The following is a 17,891-nucleotide window of genomic DNA, read 5'->3' as shown; positions in this document are numbered from 1 at the left end:
CCGCCATGGCTCAGCGCAACACCTGGCAGCGCGAGCGCGTGCGCGAGGAGCTGGTCGAGGCTCGGGGGTTCGTGAGCGCGCAGGCGCTCTACGCACGACTCCGCGACGCCGAGACCGGCATCGGGCTCGCGACCGTCTACCGGGCGCTCTCGACCCTCGCGGCCGACGGCGCGGCCGACTCGCTGCAGAGCCCCGAGGGCGAGAGCCTCTACCGCGCCTGTGTGCTGCCCGGCCACCACCACCACCTGATCTGCCGCAACTGCGGGCTCACGGTCGAGATCGAGGCGTCCGAGGTCGAGCAGTGGGCTCACGCCACGGCCGCCCGACACGGTTTCACCGACGCGGAGCATGTCGTCGACATCTTCGGACTGTGCACGCCGTGCGCCAAGGCGCGGGCCCGCGAGCGTGACGACGCGTAGCGCCTACGTCCCGAAGACGGCGAAGATCCGCAGCCCCGGCTCGGGGCCGGCGATCGCGCTCGGCATCGGTGTCGCCGCCATCGCCGCGCTCTTCCTCGTCGACGCGCTCGCCCCGCAGCTGCTTCCCGCCTCGGTTCCGACGCGCCTGCAGGACGGCATCACCCTCGCGCTGAGCGTGCTCGTCGAGTCGATGCCGTTCGTTGCGCTGGGAGTGCTGCTCTCGATCCTCGTGCAGGTGTGGGTCCCGCCCGGGACGATCGAGCGATGGATGCCGCGCCGCGCCTGGGCCAGACGCGCGGTGATCTCGCTCCTCGGCATGATCGTGCCGGTGTGCGAGTGCGGCAACGTGCCGTTCGCGCGGGGTCTGCTGCTCCGCGGGTTCACGGTGCCGGAGACCCTCACGTTCCTCATCGCGGCGCCGATCGTGAACCCCATCGTCATCATCTCGACCCATCAGGCCTTCGGCTTCTCCGACGGCATCCTGGTGGCGCGGCTCGTCGGCGGCTACATCGTGGCGAACCTCATCGGCTGGCTGTACAGCCGGTACCCCTCGCCCGACGCGCTGCTGACGGACCGGTTCCGCGACAGCTGCGACTTCGCGACCGACGCGCCGGGCGACCGCTGGCGCCGCAGCCTCGCGCAGCTGATCGTCGAGTTCCGCGCGGTCATGCCCGCCCTCGTGATCGGCGCAGGACTGGCCGGCGCCGTGCAGGTGCTGGTGCCCCGCGATGCGCTCCTGGCGATCGGCTCCAACCCCGTCCTCTCGATCGTCGCCATGATGACGCTCGCGATGGTGGTCTCGATCTGCTCGAACGTGGATGCGTTCTTCGCGCTGTCGTTCGCCTCCACCTTCACGGCGGGGTCGATCGTGGCCTTCCTCGTGACAGGGCCCCTCGTGGACGTCAAGATGATCGCGCTGCTGCGCACGACCTTCAGCACGCGCGCGATCGCCGGGATCGTCACGATCGTGCTGGTGTTCTCGTTCGCGCTCGGAACGGTGGTGAACCTTGTCTAGGTCTCGTGCGCTGGCGACCCGCTGGCTCGGCGTGGGACTCGCATCCTGCCTCGCCGTCGTCACCCTCGGCCTCGCCGTCACCGGTCGGATCGGCCTGTACATCAACCCGAACTCGGCATGGTTCGCGATCGGCATGGCGGTGCTGACCCTTGTCGGGGCGGCCCTCAGCTTCCTCCTGCCGCTCGGCGCCGAGGACGATCACGGTCACGACCACGGCGATCACGGGCACCACGAGCACCAGGACCACGCGCCGGGGGAGCCGGTGGGCCGTGCCATCGTCTTCGCGGGGGGTGCCGCCGCATCCGTCATCGTCGTGGGAATGCTCGTCATGCCGCCCGCCTCGCTCTCGGCGCAGCTCGCCGCATCCCGCGACGTGGGCGCGCCGCCGCTGTTCGCGGGCTCCGACACGCTGAGTCTCGCCACGACCGGTGACACGGCGTCGTTCGGAGTGGGCGACTGGGCGAGCGTGTTCGCCACCGCGACGAACCCGGACGCCTTCGAAGGCGACGCGGTCACCCTCGTCGGCTTCGTCTCGGGCGACACGTCCGGCGGGTTCGGGCTCACGCGGCTCGTCATCACGCACTGCGTGATCGACGCGCAGACCGCGACCGTGCCGGTCAGCAGCACCGCGGGGGCGCCACCGGCCGGGCAGTGGGTGTCGATCACCGGGACCGTCCGATCGTCGTCGGCGGGCAAGCTGCAGATCGTCGCGTCGCAGGTCACCGCGATCCCGGAGCCCTCCGACCCCTATGAGTACTGAGCCGACGTCGCGGGCCGCTCGTGCCGAGCCGCCCGGTCGCCGCGAGCGCGCGCGTCGCCGGCGACGGCGTGGGTTCCTCTCCGGGTTCGCGGTGATCCTCGGGGTCCTCATGATCGCGGGGGGCGCTGCGGGCGTCGTGGGCGCCGTGCAGGGCCCGCGGCTGACCGGGATGCAGTTCGACGTCGACGCGTCGGTCGCCGCCTCCGGCTCGCGCATGATCCTCACCACGACGCAGCCGCTGCAGCAGGTCGACGCGTCGCAGGTGTCCGTCAGCCCCGCCGCGCCCGTGACCGTCTCGACGTCGGGCCGCTCGATCGGGTTGCGCTTCACGACCCCGCTCTACGACCAGACGACCTACACGGTCACGGTCTCCGGGGTCACCGGCAGTGGCGGCGGCCCCGCCGCCACGATCACCCAGACGTTCACGACCCCGGCGCTCCAGGCCTACATCCTCCGCCGTGGCGCCGACGGCGGGGACACGGTCTTGCGCACCGGCATCGACGGCAGCGCCCCCGCGGCGGTGTACACCGCCGCGCACATCGAGGACTTCCGCGCCACGGCCTCGTACCTCGTGATGTCGATCCGCACCGACGCCGACCGTCCCGCGCTGGTGGTGACGGACCTGAACGGGCAGGGCGCGCGAGAGCTGCCGCTCCCCGACAAGGGCGACGGCACGGTGCAGGAGCTGCAGAGCGCCGACCGCGGCGACGTCATCGGCTACACATACACCGACCGCGACCCCTCCGCCCAGGGCTCGCTGGCGAGCGCGCTGTTCACGGCGTCGCTCAAGGCGGCCGACGCCGACAAGCCCCCGACCTCGATCATGGCGGCGGGGGCACCGGTCAGCGCCGCGGACTGGCGCTTCGTCCCCGACAGCGACAGCATCCTCGTGCTGAGCTTCGCCGGCCGGCTGCTGCTCACCCCGCCGGACGGCTCGAAGCTCGTGGACCTCGGCGACGCGACCCGCATCGACGGCATCGCGCGGGGAACGTCCGAGGCCGTCGTGCTCCGGCTCGACGGGCTCTACGGCATCGAGCTGAAGGACGGCACCGCGACGCGGCTCCCGGACGCCACCGGTGCGAGCGGGTTCCTCGGGGAGCTCGTGCCGATGACCGACGGCTCGACGCTGCGGCAGCTGACCTCGGGCGACGGCGAGGGCAGCACCGTCTACCGGGTCGCCGCCGACGGCACCGCACGGCCCGTGTTCACCGCATCCGGCAGCGTCTCGCTGCTGCAGACGTGCGTGTCGCCGTCCGGCCGCTACGCCGCCTTCCTCGTCCAGCCGGATGCGGCGCGCAACGCCTACGTCACGGGCTACAACCTGCCCGTCCCGAAGACGGTCCAGACCCAGATCGTGAACCTCGACGACGGATCGCAGGTGTCGACGCTCGACGGCTTCGCCCTGTCGTGGTGTCAGGTCCCGCTGCAGTGATCCCCGCCACCCGCGAAGCCCTCGACGGGCTGCCGGTCGAGGTCGCGCCGCTGCTGCTGGGCGCGGTGCTGGAGACCGTGGTGGATGCCGAGCGCGTCGCCGTGCGCATCACGGAGGTCGAGGCCTACGCGGGCAAGGGCACGGGCGACCGCGTCGATCCGGGCTCGCACGCGCGCATGGGCCGTACCCGGCGCAACGCGACGATGTGGGGCGAGCCCGGTCACCTCTACGTGTACCTGAGCCACGGCATCCACTCGTGCGTCAACGTCGTGTGCGGGCCGGAGGGCGTCGCGGGCGGGCTCCTCCTCCGCGGCGGCGAGGTCGTGGCCGGGGCGGATGTCGCCACGCGTCGCCGGCTCGCGGCTCGCCCGGCCGCGCGCCGGGCGGCGGCATCCGGGGCCGTGCCCGCCGACGCCGCTCCTCTCCCGCCGCGCGATCTGGCCCGGGGCCCCGGCCGCCTCGGCGATGCGGTGGGGCTGCGACATCCGGTCCACGACGGCATCGACGCGGTGACCGGGCGCGAGCAGGCCGGCGCGGTCGCTCGCCTGCTGCTGCCCGACGAGCCGATCGCGGAGTTCGAGAGCGGGCCCCGGGTGGGCGTCGCCGGTGTCGCGGGCACGGCCGCGTTCCCCTGGCGGTTCTTCGTGCCCGGCGACCCGACCGTGTCGGCGTTCCGGTGGGGGCGCGGCGCCCGCGCGCTGTAGTCCGCGCCGAGCCGTCACATATCGCTCGATCCCGCGCGGTTTTGGCGCGTTTACTGACGGCTCGCGGCGACGGCCACGGGCATCGTCTCGACGAGCGTGCGGCGCAGCGCGACCACGGCCGGCGCGGGGTGGGGTCGCGTGCTCGCGCTCAGCGACCACTCGATCGTGTCGGCGAGGCGGAGCGCGACGACGCCGGGCGTGGGCAGCACGAGGATGCGCGGCACGAGGGCGACGCCGAATCCCTCGGCGACGAAGGCGGGGATGTCGCCGACCGCCGAGACCTCCGCGAAGACCTGACGCGACAGGCCGCGGCGGGCGAGCTCGCGCTCGACGAGGGTGCGCTGGCCGAATCCCGCCGGCCCGTCGACGAAGGGCTCGCGGCTGAGCCGTTCGAGTGTGACGTCCGCCTCCGCGGCCAGGGGGTGCGCGCTCCCGACCAGTGCCACCAGCGGCGAGCGGGCGAGCTCCGTCGTGACCAGGTCGGGCAGATCGCCGGCGGGCAGGCCCATGAAGGCGAGGTCGATGCGGCCGCGGCGCAGGTCGTCGGCGAGCCCGGTCGATCCCGACGGCGAGGACACGAGCCGCAGCTGGACGAGCGGATGCTGCGCGAGGAACGCCGCGAAAAGCCGCGGCAGGTCGAGCGCGGGGAGGTTGACGAAGATGCCGACGCGCAGACGCCCCTCGACCCGACCGCTCGCCGTGGTCGTGAGGCGCTCGGTCGCCTCGATGATCTCCCGCGCCGGGGTCAGGAGCTTCTCGCCCGCCGCGGTGAGGGAGACGTGGCGCGCGGCCCGCTCGATCAGCACGGCGCCGAGACGGGTCTCGAGCGCGCGGATGCCGGCGGACACCGTGGACTGCGCGACGTAGAGCCGGGTCGCGGCGCGGGTGAAGCTCTGCTCCTCGGCCACGGCGACGAAGTACTCGAGGAGCCGGGTGTCCACGACCTCCACACTATCGATGAAACCGATCGGAACGATCATGAACGTTCGTTGGACTCGATGGCCCGCGGAGGGGGAGAGTGGGGGGCATGACGATGACAGCGGAAGACTCCGTTCCGACGGCGGGCCGTAGCCGGAGGGCGCATGTGGCGGGGTTCTGGACGGCGGCGATCGCGTTCGGGATCGCCATGGCGTTCTCGACGATCCCGACGCCGATCTACGCGCTGTACCAGCAGCGGGACGGATTCCCCACGGTCGTGGTGACGATCGTGTTCGCGGCGTACGCGGTCGGCGTCGCGATCAGCCTGTATCTGGTCGGTCACGTGAGCGACTGGCAGGGTCGGCGCGCGGTCTTCCTCGCCGCCCTCGGGGTCGAGGCGGTCTCGGCGGTCATGTTCCTCTTCTGGGACGACGTGCCCGGCCTCATCGTGGCGCGTCTGGTCTCGGGCGTGGGGATCGGCGCGCTCACCGCGACCGCGACCGCGCACATCGGCGAGCTCCGTGCGCAGTCCCACCCCGAGTCGCGGATCGCGCCGCTCGTGTCGAACTTCGCGAACCTGGGCGGACTCGCCCTCGGCCCGCTGATCTCGGGCGTCCTCATCACCTGGCTGCCCGCCCCGCTGATCACCCCCTACGCCGTGTTCCTCGGCCTGCTCGTGCTCGCCCTCGTCGCGACGGCGCTCATCCCCGAGACCGTCGACCGGGCGGCGAGCGCCCGCCCCTACCGTCCGCAGCGCATCAGCGTCCCCGCGACATCCCGCGGGGCGTTCTGGGCCGCCGGCACGGGCGCGTTCACGGGATTCGCCGTGTTCGGGCTCATGATGGCGCTGACCCCGACCGTGCTGGTGCAGTCGATGGGCATCGCCTCGCGCCTCGCGGCGGGTGTCGTCCCGTTCGCGGTGTTCATGTCGGCGGCCGTCGCGCAGGTGCTCACGGCGCGCCTGGCGCTGCGGCGACAACTGGTGCTGTCCTGGGTGCTCATGGCCGTGGGCATCGCCCTCGTCGCGGTGGCCGTGGTCGGCGGCGTCCTCGCCGTGTTCGTCGGCGGCGGGATCCTCGCCGGCGCCGGGGTCGGCGTGATGTTCCGGGCCTCCCTCGGGGTGGCGGCGTCGCTCGCGCCGCAGGGCGCGCGCGGCGAGGTGCTCGCGGCCGTCTTCCTCATCGCCTACGTCGGTCTCGCCGTCCCCACCCTCCTCATCGGGCTCGCTCTCGTCTGGTTCCCGCTCCCGCTCGTGCTGGCGGTCTTCGCGGTCGTGGTGCTGGTGCTGATCTCGATCGCGACGCCGCGGATGGTCCGGCGCCTCGCCTGAGGGCGGATGTCTCGCGTGTGCTAAGGTTGATCTTTGTCTGCACGCACTCCAGCGCGCGGTTCGTGCCCACTCCCTCCCCGTCGGCCGGAAACGGTCTCGTGAAGCATGGGCGCAGACAAGGGATCTTGGGTGGGGCCGTCCGGCCTCACGGTACAGAAGGAGACATCACCATGGCAGCAGTGTGCCAGGTGACTGGAGCGGTTCCCGGCTTCGGTCACAACATCTCGCACTCGCACCGCCGGACGAAGCGCCGCTTCGACCCCAACGTGCAGAAGAAGACCTACTTCGTTCCGTCGCTCGGTCGCAAGATCACGCTGAACGTGTCGGCCAAGGGCATCAAGGTCATTGACGCCCGCGGCATCGAGTCGGTCGTGAAGGACCTCATCGCGAAGGGTGTGAAGCTCTGATGGCGAAGAAGGCTCAGGACGTCCGTCCGATCATCAAGCTGCGTTCGACCGCCGGCACGGGCTACACCTACGTGACGCGCAAGAACCGCCGCAACAACCCCGACCGCATCGTGCTCAAGAAGTACGACCCCGTCGTGCGCAAGCACGTCGAATTCCGAGAGGAGCGCTGAGACATGGCGAAGAAGAGCAAGATCGCTCGCAACGAGCAGCGCAAGGTGGTCGTCGAGCGTTACGCGGCCAAGCGCCTCGAGCTGAAGAAGCAGCTCGTCGACCCGGCGTCCACCGACGAGCAGCGTGAGGCCGCCCGTGTGGGCCTGCAGAAGCTGCCCCGCAACGCATCGCCCGTGCGTCTGCGTTCGCGCGACGTCATCGACGGCCGCCCGCGCGGTGTCCTGTCGAAGTTCGGCATCTCGCGTGTGCGCTTCCGCGACATGGCGCACCGCGGCGAGCTGCCCGGCGTGACCAAGTCGAGCTGGTAAGCACCGACAGACCGCGAGACCGGTCCTGCTCGCCGAGACCGTGGGGTAACCCACCGGTTTCGGCGAGCAGGACCGGTCTCGGCGTTGACGGCGGCGCGGGCCGTCACACCAGTCACAGGAGCCCCACGAGGACCCGGATGTCGGGGACACGCCGCGTGAGAACCGTCAAAACTCGTGAAAATCCGCGGAATCACGGGGATCGCGGGTATATTCGACCGCGGTCGATCCGACCAACCGGGAGTACGCTCCCGGCTCGAAGTCAAGAAAAGACGGCGACAGCCGTCTGGAGGACAACCCACATGGCCGACAAGTCCATCACCAAGACCGAGCTCGTCGCGAGCATCGCCAGCGCCACGGGCCAGAGCCAGTCCGCCGTGTCGAGCGTGCTCGACTCCCTCTTCTCCACGGTCTCCGAGGCCGTCGCCAAGGGCAGCAAGGTCTCGATCCCCGGCTGGATCGCGTTCGAGCAGGTCGAGACCGCTGCGCGCACCGGCCGCAACCCCCAGACCGGCGCCGAGATCGCGATCCCCGCGGGCAAGCGCGTCAAGGTGACCGCCGGCTCGAAGCTGAAGGCCGCCGTCAAGTAACGACGATGTCGTCACGAAGGGGGATGCCGGCCGGCATCCCCCTTTCTTCGTGCCCGCCTAGGCTGTACGGGTGACCCTCTCCGCGCGCGCCCTCCGGATCGCGGGACCCGTGCTCCTCGCCGCCGCCGCGCTGTGCGCGCTGCTGATCGCGCTCGCGTTCGGCGGGGGAGCGGCCCCTCTGCGCATCGGAGACCCGGGCCCCGTCGTGCGCTGGGGACTCCCGCTCGCGACGCTGGGCGTGAACCTGTCCGCCGCGCTCATGGCCGGCGCGCTCGTGACCGCCCTGTTCGCCCTGCGGCAGGGGAGCCGGGCATTCGATGTCGCGTTGGACTCCGCATCCATCGCCGCTGCGGTCTTCACGGTCGCGAGCGCCGTCACGGGCTTCTTCACCTTCCTCAACGTCCTGAACGCCACGCCGAGCGCGGATCAGCTGTTCGGGCAGCAGCTCGGGCGCTTCCTGGTCGAGACGGAGCTCGGGCGCACGTGGCTCATCACGACGGTCGCCGGTGCCGCTCTCACGGTGCTGACCTTCGCGGTCCGCTCCTGGACGGCCACGCTGCTGGTCGCCGTCCTCGCGCTGGCGGCGCTGGTCCCGATGGGGACGCAGGGACACACGGGGGACGAGTCGAGCCACAAGATCGCGATGGTCTCGCTCGTGCTCCACATCCTCGCGGCGGCGGTGTGGCTGGGAGGGCTCCTCCTGCTCGTGTTCGTGCGTCCCGTGCTCGAGCGCCCGGCGATGGTCGACGTGCTCTCGCGCTACTCCAGCATCGCGCTCGTCGCGTTCGTCGTCGTCGCCGTCTCCGGAACGCTTCGCGCGTCAGTCAGCGTCGTCGGCTGGGGCGACCTGCTGAGCCCCTACGGCGCCATCCTCGGGGTCAAGGTCGTGGCCCTGCTCGCCCTGGGGACGCTCGGAGCGTGGTACCGCACACGGCTGATCCGCTCGATGGTGCACAAGGATGCCGCGAACCGCCGGTTCTGGACGCTCATCGTCCTCGAGTTCGCCCTCATGGGCATCGCGAGCGGTGCCGGCGCCGCACTCGCCCGCACGCCCCCGCCGGCCGATACCACCGCGCCGGTCGGATCGGATCCCGCGGTGTTCCTCACGAACGCGCCGGTGCCTCCCGAGCTCACCGCACTGCGGTGGTTCACGCAGTGGGACATCGATCCGATCTGGGCGTTCGCGGTGGGCTTCGGGCTGTTCTTCTACCTCGCGGGCGTGTGGCGGCTGCGTCGACGCGGCGACCGCTGGCCCGTCTACCGGACCGTGCTGTGGTCGCTCGGACTGCTCGCGCTCCTGTGGGTCACCTGCGGCCCGGTCAACGCGTATCAGGACTACCTGTTCAGCATCCACATGCTCGGGCACATGCTGCTCACGATGGGGATCCCGCTGCTGCTCGTGGCCGGGGCGCCCGTCACGCTCGCGCTGCGCGCCATCCGCAAGCGCGACGACGGCACGCGCGGCGGACGGGAGTGGATCCTCTGGGCGGTGCACTCCCCGTTCGCCCGGGTCGTGACGCATCCGCTCGTCGCGGCCGCGCTCTTCGTCGGCTCGCTGTGGCTGTTCTACTACAGCGACCTGTTCCGGTGGTCGCTGTACGACCACCTCGGGCACGAGTGGATGACCGTGCACTTCCTCATCACCGGCTATCTCTTCGTCCAGTCGTTGATCGGCATCGATCCGGTGCCCTACCGGTTCCCGTACCCGTTGCGGCTCATCTCGCTCGTCGCGGTCATCGCGATGCACGCGTTCTTCGGCATCGCGATCATGATGCAGACCGGGCTCTTCGTCGCCGAGTGGTTCGGATCGATGGGCCGCACGTGGGGACCGACTCCGCTCGAGGACCAGTACATCGGCGGGGGACTCGCGTGGGCGATCGGCGAGATCCCGAGCCTGATCCTCGGGATCACGGTCGCGATCCAGTGGAGCCGCAGCGACGAGCGGTCCCAGCGCAGCCGCGACCGGCACGCCGATCGCACGGGCGACGCGGAGCTCGAGGAGTACAACGCCCGCCTCGCCGAGCTCGCCGAGCGCGACGCGCGCGTCGGGCGCTGACCGAGCCGGTCAGCGCGACGAGTCCCCGCCGATCCGGATGGAGGCGGTGCTGTCCGGGAGGATGTCGATCGTGCCGTTGACGAGGAAGGGCACGTCCTCCGAGACCTCCCGGAAGGTGCCGTCGTAGAGGGAGCGCACGCCGACCTCCACGTGGGCGACGGCGCCGGTGTCGGGCATCCGCCATCCCGCGCCGTCGGCGACGAGCGCGATGCTCGGCTGTCGTGTGATCGACCACCGCGGCAGCTCCTCGACGCGATTGTCGACGACGTAGCCGAACGGACAGCCGGTGGGCTGGAGCACGCGCTGCGTCGCGCAGGCCGTGAGGAACTCCTCGACCCGCTGCTGCACGAGGTCGGTGAAGGCCGTCGTGGGCGCGGCATCCACCCGCACCGGGACCTTCTTCATGGGCGCGTCTGAGATGACGGCGAGCCCGTCGGCGTGTGCCATCGCGGTGTCGACGGAGACGGCGTACAGGCCCGGCGAGAAGACGAGCATCGGCACGCTCGCATCGGGGTCGGCCTCGGCGCCGTCGACCGACGCCTGCCGCTTGTCGAGGGTGAAGCCGTTGACCTGGAACACCATCGAGCCCGTCACCCGAAGATCGATGACCGCGAGCGGACTGCGTGCGAACGCCCAGGTGGGAAGCACCCCGATCGTCCCGGTGCGGCGCACCGAGAAGGAGACGGATCCGGGGTGGCCGCCCGCGACGAAGCTCACCGCGACCGCGGCGGTGTCGCCCTCGGTCGTCTCGCTCGTGATCCGCACGCCGGAGAGCGAGGTGAGCGCCGCCTGCCGCAGCAGCGCCTCGGACGCCGTCGGCGGGAGGCCGGCCTGTTCGAGCTCGGACGAGTCGAGGGCGACGCCCGGCACGGCGAGGGCATCGGCGGCGTGACCGCCCTCGAGGAGCGACAGATAGCGCAGCACGAACGCCGAGGGGGAGTAGAACTCGCGGTAGAGGGCGGCGGCGCCGGCGGTGAAGGCGGCGACCAGCAGGACGCCCACGACCCCGAGCAGCACGAGGTCGCGCGCGACGCGCGTTCGAGCCCCCGTGCTTCCACCCACCAGGTCAGTCTAGGAAGAGGACCCTGATAATCCGCGGATGTCGCCCTCCTCGGCTGTGGAGAACTCGGCGCCGTGCACCGGACCGCGCGGCTCGCCGGCCGCGGGCCTCCCGCACGCCTAGCATGGAGCGAGTGGAGGGGATCGGGCTGTCGGCGGAGCAGGAGGCGCTGTTCCGGCTGATCGAGGACACCCGGGAGCACGTCTTCATCACGGGCCGCGCCGGCACGGGAAAGTCGACCCTGCTCCAGCACCTGGCGTGGAACACCGGGAAGCAGATCGCGGTGTGCGCGCCCACGGGCGTCGCGGCGCTGAACGTCGAAGGGCAGACGATCCACTCGCTGTTCCGGTTGCCGATCGGGCTGATCGGCGGGTCGCAGCTGGATCAGAACGACGCCACCCGCAAGCTTCTCAACGCGATCGACACCCTCGTGATCGATGAGATCTCGATGGTCTCGGCCGACCTCATGGATGCGATGGATCGTGCGCTGCGCCAGGCGCGCGGCCGCCGCGCCGAGCCGTTCGGCGGCGTCCAGATCGTGATGTTCGGCGATCCGTACCAGCTGGCCCCCGTGCCGCCGCGCGGCGATGAGGCGCGCTACATGCGCGACCACTACCGCTCGTCGTGGTTCTTCGACGCGCACGTCTGGGCGGGCGAGGAGAGCTCCGACGGGATCATCGATCTCGGCCGGCACGGCGCGGATCTGCGCATCAGCGAGCTCCGGCAGATCCACCGCCAGTCCGACGACGGCTTCAAGACGCTCCTGAACGCGGTGCGTCACGGGCAGGTGACGGCCGACATGGCGAAGATCCTCAACGACACGGGCGCGCGACGTCCCCCCGAGGCGGGTCCCGACGACCCGCCGATCATCACGCTCGCGACGCGCAACGACAGCGTGACCGCGATCAACCGCCGGCACCTCGATGCGCTGTCGGGCCGGTCGCAGACCGCGACGGCCGAGATCAGCGGCGACTTCGGCCGGGGGGATGCGGCGTTCCCCGCCGATCGCGAGCTGCAGCTGAAGGTCGGGGCCCAGGTGATGTTCCTGCGCAACGACGTGCAGCCCTACGGGGAGGGGCCGCGGTGGGTCAACGGCACGATCGGCACGGTCGTGCGGATCACCGGCGGCACGGTCCGCGTCGAGGTCGACGGGGTCCAGCACGACGTCGAGCCGGCCGTGTGGGAGAGGTTCCGGTACGCCTACGATCCCGCGACCCGGTCGCTCAGCCGCGACATCGTGGCCGAGTTCACGCAGTTCCCGCTGCGGTTGGCCTGGGCCGTGACGATCCACAAGTCGCAGGGCAAGACGTACGACCGCGCCGTCATCGACCTCGGGTCGGGCGCGTTCGCGGCGGGGCAGACGTACGTGGCCCTCTCCCGGCTGACCTCGCTCGACGGCTTGTACCTGTCGCGTCCGCTGCGTCCGAGCGATGTGCGGGTCGACCCCGACGTGCAGCGGTTCATGCGCGCCGCCCGCGCCGCCGCATCCTGATCCCGAGCCGCCCCCGTGCGACTCGGCGAGAGGCGCGGGTCAGGCGACGGCGGAGCCGGCGGCCTTCGCGCGTGCGAGGTCCTCGAAGAGCTCGGTGTTGAACCGATACGCCAGCAGCACCTCGTCGATCACGCGCTCCTTCTCGGCCTCGTCCCACGGGGCCGCATCGAGCTGCTCGCGGTAGACCTCCTTGAACGCCTTCGGGTCGGCGATGTCGGCGAAGATGTAGAACCCGATGCCGTTCGTCTCGAAACCGAAGCGGCGGGCCATGAGCTTGCCGATGAACTGGCCGCCCGAGAGGTCGCCGAGGTAACGGGTGTAGTGGTGGGCGACGAAGCCGCCCGGCCAGGTCGCGCCGACCTTGTTGATGCGGTCGACGTAGCGCTGGGTCGTCGGGAGCGGCTCGACCTTCTCGCGCCAGTCGTCGCCCAGCAGGAACTCCAGGTCGGCCTCGAGCGCCGGCAGCCGGGTCAGCCGCTCCGAGATGAACACGGAGGCGATCGGATCGGCCTTCATCCGCTCGGCCGCCGCCTCCAGCGCCTCGTAGATGAACCAGTGCTGCGCCACGAGCGAGACGTAGTCCTCACGCGTGCCTTCGCCCTTGATCAGGTCGGACATGAAACCGGCGCCCTCGCTGCCGGAGTGCGCTCCCGCGGAACGCTCACGCAGGGCGCTGGAGAAGGGGATGGGGTCGCTCATGCGACTCACTATACCTTCAGGTAAGCGGAACCTAACTAGGAAATTTCTCCGTGTGATCCCCGTCAGTGCGGGCGCGGCTCGATGCCGAGTCGACGGCACGACTCGTCGTAGAGCGCCACGATCTCGCGTCGCACCTCGCGCCGCTCCGAGATCGGGCCGCCCGGCCACGGCACCCGCAGCGTCGCCTCGTCGCCGACCACGGTGACCACCCAGTCGCCGCCGTCGCCGTCGAAGCCGGTCATCCGAGCGGCGACCACGGCGTCGCCGGGCCCGAAAGCTCGTGCGATCAGCACGTTGTCATCCGTGTGGTCGGAGTTCATGTGGCCGAGCACGCCGGCCAGGGTCTCGTCATCGAACTGGTGTGCCATGTGTCAAGGCTAGGGGCGTCGTGATGACGCTGTGATCTCGGTGTGTTTGAATGCTGGAGCACGAGACCGGGGGTGACATTGCTGATCCGCACCGCTGTGCGACGTGTCGTCGCGGCTTCCGCCGTCGCGGCCGTCGTGCTGACGGGGGCGACTGCCTGCACGTCGGGCGCCCACGTCGACATCCACGTCCCCGCCCAGGTGGATGCCGCCTTCCCCGAGGACGTGCAGTCTCAGATGCAGTCGGCGGTCGAGTTCGCGATGGCGGCGACCGGCTCGAGCTCGGCCATCGTGGGCGTCTGGGCCCCCTGGAGCGGCACGTGGGTGACGGCTCTCGGGCAGGGCGCGACGGACGACGTCTTCCGCGCGGGAGACGTCACGCGAGCCATGACCTGCGATGCGGTGTTCCGTCTCGCCGAGACCGGCGCCCTCTCGCTCGACGACCCCGTGAAGAAGTACGTCGCGGGCGTCGCCGGGCTTCCCGATCAGATCACCCTGCGCGATCTGTGCAACGGAACGAGCGGTCTCGGCTCCTACTCGTCGCGACTCTCCGGCGACTTCCTCACGACCCCCGCGCGCGTCTGGAACCCGAGCGAGCTCGCCTCCTACGGCGCCGGCACGGTCGACCCCGCGCAGGTCGGCGTCGCATGGCGCGACTCGGACGCGGGGTATGTGCTGCTCGGGCTCGTGCTCGAACGCGTGACGGGGCGGAGCGCGTCCCAGGTGCTGGAGGACCAGGTGTTCTCGCCCCTCGACCTGGACAGCACCTCGCTCCCCGGTGACGCCGCCGCGGCGCCGGGCACGCCCGCGCTGACCGGAACGCTCTCGTTGCCCGTCGACGGGGGAGGCGTGGACTGCGCGGCGCCGACCGACGTCACCGTCCGCTCCGCCAGCTCCGGGTTCACCGACAGCGGCGCGGTCACCACGATCGACGACCTGGGACGCTACGCCCAGGCGCTCGCGACCGGCGCGCTGGTGCCCGCCTCGGCCAACCGCTTCGCCACCCCGCTGCCGGTCGCGGCCGATCAGCCCTCGTGGTTCACGGCGACCGGCGGTGCGTTCCAGGCCGGCTCCCTCATCGGGCAGTTCGGCTCGGCTCCGGGCTACATCACGGCCGCGTTCGCCGACCCGACGACGGGCATGGCGGTCGCCGTCGTGCTCAACAACTCGGCGGCGAACGACCGCATCGGCGCCGACCTGGCGTGGCAGCTCGCCGCCATCGCCTCGAAGGCGCCGCCCGCCGCCGGCCAGACGGCGCCGGATGCGGGCCTCCCGTGGACCGCCGCGCAGCTCCACGACGCGATCGCCGGACTCGCGGTCTGCCCGCTCCCCGCGTCGTGACGACGCGGCTCGGCACCGCTCCCGCACTCGGCCTGCTGCTGATCGGCCTCGTCTGCCAGGAGGTGGGCGCCTCGATCGCGGTGCTGCTGTTCCCCGCGGTCGGCCCGCTCGGCATGGTCATGATGCGGCTCGTGTTCGCCGCCGCCGTGCTGCTGATCGTCGCTCGACCCCGCCTGCGGCAGGGAGGCGCCGCCTGGCGCGCCATCGTCGCGTTCGGCGTCGTCCTCGCGGCGATGAACGGGCTGTTCTACCTCGCGCTCGCACGGCTCCCCCTGGGGGTGACGGTGACGATCGAGGTCCTGGGCCCCCTCGTGCTCTCGATCGTCGTGGCGCGACGGGCGGCGGCGTGGCTGTGGGCGCTGCTCGCGCTCGCCGGGGTCGCGGCGCTCGGCGGGGGTGGGTGGGATCGGCTCGACCTCTGGGGCGTCCTGTTCGCGCTCGGAGCGGCGGCGAGCTGGGCGTTCTACATCCTCGCCTCCGCCGAGACCGGCCGGCGGGTGGCGGGGCTCGACGGGCTCGCGCTCGCGATGTCCGTCGGCGCCGTGCTGTCGCTGCCGTTCGGGATCGTGGATGCCGGTGCGGCGCTGCTGCGCCCTGACCTGCTCGGTCTCGGCTTCGCGGTCGCGCTGCTGTCGTCGATGGTGCCCTACGCGGTGGAGCTCATGGCACTGCGCCGGCTTGCGGCATCCGTGTTCGCGGTGCTCATGAGCCTCGGACCGGCGACCGCATCCCTGGCCGGGTTCCTCGTGCTCGGCCAGAACCTGAACCTCGTCGAGATCCTGGGGATCGCGCTCGTCATCGCCGCGAGCATGGGCGCCGTGCTCACGGCGCCGCGCAACACGCCCCCGCAGGAGCCGCTCGCCTGACCGTCCTTGACCGCGGTCTTCAGCCGGCGAGGACGACCTCGACGATGTGGTCGGCGACGGGCGCGTCGACGTCGAGCACGACGCGCACGCGCGCGCCGTCGTGGTCGCGGGGCCCGAGCCGCTGACCGCGCAGATCCGCGATCGTCTGGCCACGCCCGGGTCCATCGCTCGTGTCCACCACCACGGGCACCCGCGGCGCGCGCGTGGGCGCGACCGCACCGACGGCGAGGACCGCCGCCAGCGGGTCGTGCAGGGCGCTCGTGCGCTCGCCGTAGGTGGGCGTGTAGAAGTCGAAGTAGTGGTCGAGGATGGCGCCGATGGCCTGCACGAACGGGCTCTCCGCCAGCAGCAGCTGCGTGCGCTGCGCCTCGGAGAGCGTGTGCTCCATGGTCGCGTCCAGGGGGACGAGTGTCACATCCCAGTCCGCCTCGACGAGCGCTGCCGCCGCCTGCGGATCGTTGTAGACGTTCGCCTCGGCGACGGCCGTGATGTTGCCCGGGGCGAGCGCGCTCCCGCCCATGACCGTGACGGCGTCGACGCGCTCGGGCAGGGTGGGGTCGGCTTCCAGCGCCAGGGCGATGTTGGTCAGCGGACCGATGGCGAGCACGTGCAGCCGGCCGGCGTAGCGGTGCGACAGGTCGATGAGCAGCTGTGCCGCCGTGCGGGGGTCCGGCTCGGTCTCCGCGAGGGGAAGCTCGACGTCGCCGATCCCGTTCTCGCCGTGCACGTGGGGCGCGCCGCCGCCGTAGGGGTGGTCGAGGTGGTCGTGGGCGCCGACGGCGACGGGGATGCCGGCGGCACCCGCGAGAGCCAGCAGGTCGAGGGTGTTGCGGGCTCCCTGCGCGGCCGAGGTGTTGCCGCTCACCGTGCCGATGCCGACGATGTCGACGGCCGGTGAGGCGAGGAGGTAGGCGAGGGCGAGGGCGTCGTCGACGCCGGTGTCGCAGTCGAGATAGAGCGGGATCCGTTCGGGCATTCCTCGGTTATACCTCGACCGTGTTGCCCGCAGATCACACGGCCGGCGACTCGCCGCGGGACGCACGTGCGTGATGGAATGGGCGGATGCCGCAGACCATGGGCCCGCTGTGCGTGGTGGGCAGTATCAACGTCGACGTGACCGCATCCGTCGAGCGACTCCCCGCGCCCGGTGAGACCGTGCTGGGCGGCTCGCTGCGCCGGGATGCGGGCGGCAAGGGGGCGAACCAGGCCGCCGCCGCGGCTCGGCTGGGAGCGCGCGTGCGCATGGTCGGCGCGGTCGGCGACGACACCGACGGGCGGGCGATGGTGCAGAACCTCCGCGAGGTGGGGGTGGATGCCGGGGGCATCTGGTTGGGAGAGCATCCGACCGGCACCGCGCTCATCACGGTCGACGACGCCGGCGAGAACTCCATCGTGGTGTGCGCCGGGGCGAACGCCGACGTGACGATCGACGGCGTCGTGTTCGCGCCCGAGGAGGCCGTGCTCGCACAGCTGGAGATCCCGCGCGAGACCGTCGCGGCGCTCGCGGCCGCCGTGCCCGGCTTCCTGGCCGTCAACGCGGCGCCCGCGCAGACGCTGCCGGACGCGCTCGTGTCCCGCGCCGACCTCGTGATCGTGAACGAGACGGAGTACGCCGCGCTTCCCGAGCTGGCCGCTGCCCGCCGCGTCGCGGTGACGTTCGGCTCGGCGGGCGCGGCGCTGTTCGAGCGGGGTGTCGAGGTCGCCCGCGCGGCTGCTCCCCGGGTCCAGGCCGTGAGCTCGGTCGGCGCCGGCGACGCGTTCTGCGCCGCGATCACGCTGGCTCTGCATGCGGGATGGGATGCCGAGACGGCGCTGCGCGCCGCCTGCGCCGTGGGGGCGGACGCCGTGACCCACCTGGGTGCCCAGCCGCCGCTGCGCGAGCTCGCCGCGTACGTCTGAGCCGCCCGCCGCGGCAGGGGCGACGCCCGGTGGCCGGTTCGCCGCGATCGTGTCGTCGTCTC

Annotated in this window: 20 protein-coding genes; 15 read left to right on the top strand and 5 right to left on the bottom strand. The window is 71.7% G+C overall.

The genetic code is table 11. The annotated features are described in order from the left end of the window. Positions 1 to 5 precede the first annotated feature (5 nt). The 5 genes from QE381_RS09840 to QE381_RS09820 are packed head-to-tail and all read left to right on the top strand — an operon-like array spanning position 6 to position 4,330. Positions 6 to 419, top strand: a complete 414-nt coding sequence (locus tag QE381_RS09840) for a Fur family transcriptional regulator (RefSeq protein ID WP_307217736.1) — start codon at positions 6 to 8, stop codon at positions 417 to 419. Further along, complete coding sequence (locus QE381_RS09835) at positions 406 to 1,434, top strand: permease (RefSeq protein ID WP_307217734.1); 1,029 nt, start codon at positions 406 to 408, stop codon at positions 1,432 to 1,434. The genes QE381_RS09840 and QE381_RS09835 overlap by 14 nt, the downstream gene beginning before the upstream one ends. Before the next feature lie 31 nt (positions 1,435 to 1,465). Continuing rightward, positions 1,466 to 2,194 (top strand): TIGR03943 family protein, encoded by a 729-nt coding sequence (locus QE381_RS09830; protein WP_307217732.1) that lies wholly within the window; start codon positions 1,466 to 1,468, stop codon positions 2,192 to 2,194. Further along, positions 2,184 to 3,626: a hypothetical protein gene (locus QE381_RS09825; protein WP_307217731.1), complete on the top strand. Its 1,443-nt coding sequence runs from the start codon at positions 2,184 to 2,186 to the stop codon at positions 3,624 to 3,626. The genes QE381_RS09830 and QE381_RS09825 overlap by 11 nt, the downstream gene beginning before the upstream one ends. Further along, entirely contained in the window at positions 3,605 to 4,330 is a 726-nt protein-coding gene (locus QE381_RS09820; protein WP_307217729.1) for a DNA-3-methyladenine glycosylase, read from the top strand. The genes QE381_RS09825 and QE381_RS09820 overlap by 22 nt, the downstream gene beginning before the upstream one ends. Before the next feature lie 50 nt (positions 4,331 to 4,380). On the opposite strand, the gene QE381_RS09815 is transcribed toward QE381_RS09820, so the two are convergent. Next, positions 4,381 to 5,271, bottom strand: a complete 891-nt coding sequence (locus tag QE381_RS09815; protein WP_307217727.1) for a LysR family transcriptional regulator — start codon at positions 5,269 to 5,271, stop codon at positions 4,381 to 4,383. A gap of 86 nt (positions 5,272 to 5,357) precedes the next feature. On the opposite strand from QE381_RS09815, the gene QE381_RS09810 reads away from it, so the two are divergent. From QE381_RS09810 to QE381_RS09785, 6 genes are all read left to right on the top strand, one after another. Next, positions 5,358 to 6,578 carry an MFS transporter gene (locus QE381_RS09810; protein WP_307217725.1) on the top strand — a complete coding sequence of 407 codons (1,221 nt, stop codon included), beginning with the start codon at positions 5,358 to 5,360 and terminating at the stop codon, positions 6,576 to 6,578. 170 nt (positions 6,579 to 6,748) lie between these two features. After that, positions 6,749 to 6,985 carry a 50S ribosomal protein L28 gene (gene rpmB / locus QE381_RS09805; RefSeq protein WP_055987914.1) on the top strand — a complete coding sequence of 79 codons (237 nt, stop codon included), beginning with the start codon at positions 6,749 to 6,751 and terminating at the stop codon, positions 6,983 to 6,985. Next, positions 6,985 to 7,155 carry a 50S ribosomal protein L33 gene (gene rpmG / locus QE381_RS09800; protein WP_029145259.1) on the top strand — a complete coding sequence of 57 codons (171 nt, stop codon included), beginning with the start codon at positions 6,985 to 6,987 and terminating at the stop codon, positions 7,153 to 7,155. The genes rpmB and rpmG overlap by 1 nt, the downstream gene beginning before the upstream one ends. A gap of 3 nt (positions 7,156 to 7,158) precedes the next feature. Further along, entirely contained in the window at positions 7,159 to 7,464 is a 306-nt protein-coding gene (gene rpsN, locus QE381_RS09795; protein WP_307217717.1) for a 30S ribosomal protein S14, read from the top strand. Positions 7,465 to 7,763: 299 nt separating this feature from the next. After that, a complete protein-coding gene (locus QE381_RS09790; RefSeq protein WP_307217715.1) occupies positions 7,764 to 8,051 on the top strand; it encodes an HU family DNA-binding protein in 288 nt (95 codons plus the stop codon). A gap of 70 nt (positions 8,052 to 8,121) precedes the next feature. Continuing rightward, positions 8,122 to 10,107 (top strand): cytochrome c oxidase assembly protein, encoded by a 1,986-nt coding sequence (locus QE381_RS09785; protein ID WP_307217713.1) that lies wholly within the window; start codon positions 8,122 to 8,124, stop codon positions 10,105 to 10,107. A gap of 9 nt (positions 10,108 to 10,116) precedes the next feature. Here QE381_RS09785 and QE381_RS09780 read toward each other — a convergent pair whose 3' ends face one another. Continuing rightward, a complete protein-coding gene (locus tag QE381_RS09780) occupies positions 10,117 to 11,169 on the bottom strand; it encodes a hypothetical protein (RefSeq protein ID WP_307217711.1) in 1,053 nt (350 codons plus the stop codon). Between the two features lie 131 nt (positions 11,170 to 11,300). Between QE381_RS09780 and QE381_RS09775 the strand changes: the two genes are divergently transcribed. After that, positions 11,301 to 12,659, top strand: a complete 1,359-nt coding sequence (locus QE381_RS09775) for an ATP-dependent RecD-like DNA helicase (RefSeq protein ID WP_307217709.1) — start codon at positions 11,301 to 11,303, stop codon at positions 12,657 to 12,659. Between the two features lie 39 nt (positions 12,660 to 12,698). On the opposite strand, the gene QE381_RS09770 is transcribed toward QE381_RS09775, so the two are convergent. Together QE381_RS09770 and QE381_RS09765 are read right to left on the bottom strand one after the other, a co-directional pair. Then, positions 12,699 to 13,358, bottom strand: coding sequence for a heme oxygenase (biliverdin-producing) (locus QE381_RS09770; RefSeq protein ID WP_307217708.1), 660 nt, complete (start codon positions 13,356 to 13,358; stop codon positions 12,699 to 12,701). 62 nt (positions 13,359 to 13,420) lie between these two features. After that, positions 13,421 to 13,726, bottom strand: coding sequence for a DUF2470 domain-containing protein (locus QE381_RS09765; RefSeq protein WP_307217707.1), 306 nt, complete (start codon positions 13,724 to 13,726; stop codon positions 13,421 to 13,423). A gap of 72 nt (positions 13,727 to 13,798) precedes the next feature. On the opposite strand from QE381_RS09765, the gene QE381_RS09760 reads away from it, so the two are divergent. Both QE381_RS09760 and QE381_RS09755 read left to right on the top strand, forming a co-directional pair. Further along, positions 13,799 to 15,064, top strand: a complete 1,266-nt coding sequence (locus QE381_RS09760; protein ID WP_307217706.1) for a serine hydrolase — start codon at positions 13,799 to 13,801, stop codon at positions 15,062 to 15,064. Next, positions 15,061 to 15,930, top strand: a complete 870-nt coding sequence (locus tag QE381_RS09755) for a DMT family transporter (RefSeq protein ID WP_307217705.1) — start codon at positions 15,061 to 15,063, stop codon at positions 15,928 to 15,930. Before QE381_RS09760 ends, QE381_RS09755 begins: the two co-directional genes overlap by 4 nt. 19 nt (positions 15,931 to 15,949) lie before the next feature. Here the strand turns inward: QE381_RS09755 and QE381_RS09750 are convergent, their stop codons facing one another. Further along, complete coding sequence (locus tag QE381_RS09750) at positions 15,950 to 16,906, bottom strand: nucleoside hydrolase (protein WP_307217702.1); 957 nt, start codon at positions 16,904 to 16,906, stop codon at positions 15,950 to 15,952. A gap of 86 nt (positions 16,907 to 16,992) precedes the next feature. Between QE381_RS09750 and QE381_RS09745 the strand changes: the two genes are divergently transcribed. Continuing rightward, positions 16,993 to 17,829, top strand: coding sequence for a PfkB family carbohydrate kinase (locus tag QE381_RS09745; RefSeq protein ID WP_307217701.1), 837 nt, complete (start codon positions 16,993 to 16,995; stop codon positions 17,827 to 17,829). The last annotated feature ends 62 nt before the right edge of the window (positions 17,830 to 17,891 follow it).

The sequence above is a fragment of the Microbacterium sp. SORGH_AS_0888 genome, from assembly GCF_030818905.1.
Lineage (GTDB): Bacteria > Actinomycetota > Actinomycetes > Actinomycetales > Microbacteriaceae > Microbacterium.
This window is presented reverse-complemented; position numbering and strand designations above follow the sequence as displayed.

Coding starts and splice junctions, on each gene's coding strand:
- QE381_RS09765 (WP_307217707.1), bottom strand. CDS start 13,726: ATGGCACACCAGTTCGATGACGAGACCCTGGCCGGCGTGCTCGGCCAC.
- QE381_RS09770 (WP_307217708.1), bottom strand. CDS start 13,358: ATGAGCGACCCCATCCCCTTCTCCAGCGCCCTGCGTGAGCGTTCCGCG.
- QE381_RS09745 (WP_307217701.1), top strand. CDS start 16,993: ATGCCGCAGACCATGGGCCCGCTGTGCGTGGTGGGCAGTATCAACGTC.
- rpmB (WP_055987914.1), top strand. CDS start 6,749: ATGGCAGCAGTGTGCCAGGTGACTGGAGCGGTTCCCGGCTTCGGTCAC.
- QE381_RS09810 (WP_307217725.1), top strand. CDS start 5,358: ATGACGATGACAGCGGAAGACTCCGTTCCGACGGCGGGCCGTAGCCGG.
- QE381_RS09840 (WP_307217736.1), top strand. CDS start 6: ATGGCTCAGCGCAACACCTGGCAGCGCGAGCGCGTGCGCGAGGAGCTG.
- QE381_RS09790 (WP_307217715.1), top strand. CDS start 7,764: ATGGCCGACAAGTCCATCACCAAGACCGAGCTCGTCGCGAGCATCGCC.
- QE381_RS09750 (WP_307217702.1), bottom strand. CDS start 16,906: ATGCCCGAACGGATCCCGCTCTATCTCGACTGCGACACCGGCGTCGAC.
- rpsN (WP_307217717.1), top strand. CDS start 7,159: ATGGCGAAGAAGAGCAAGATCGCTCGCAACGAGCAGCGCAAGGTGGTC.
- QE381_RS09825 (WP_307217731.1), top strand. CDS start 2,184: ATGAGTACTGAGCCGACGTCGCGGGCCGCTCGTGCCGAGCCGCCCGGT.
- rpmG (WP_029145259.1), top strand. CDS start 6,985: ATGGCGAAGAAGGCTCAGGACGTCCGTCCGATCATCAAGCTGCGTTCG.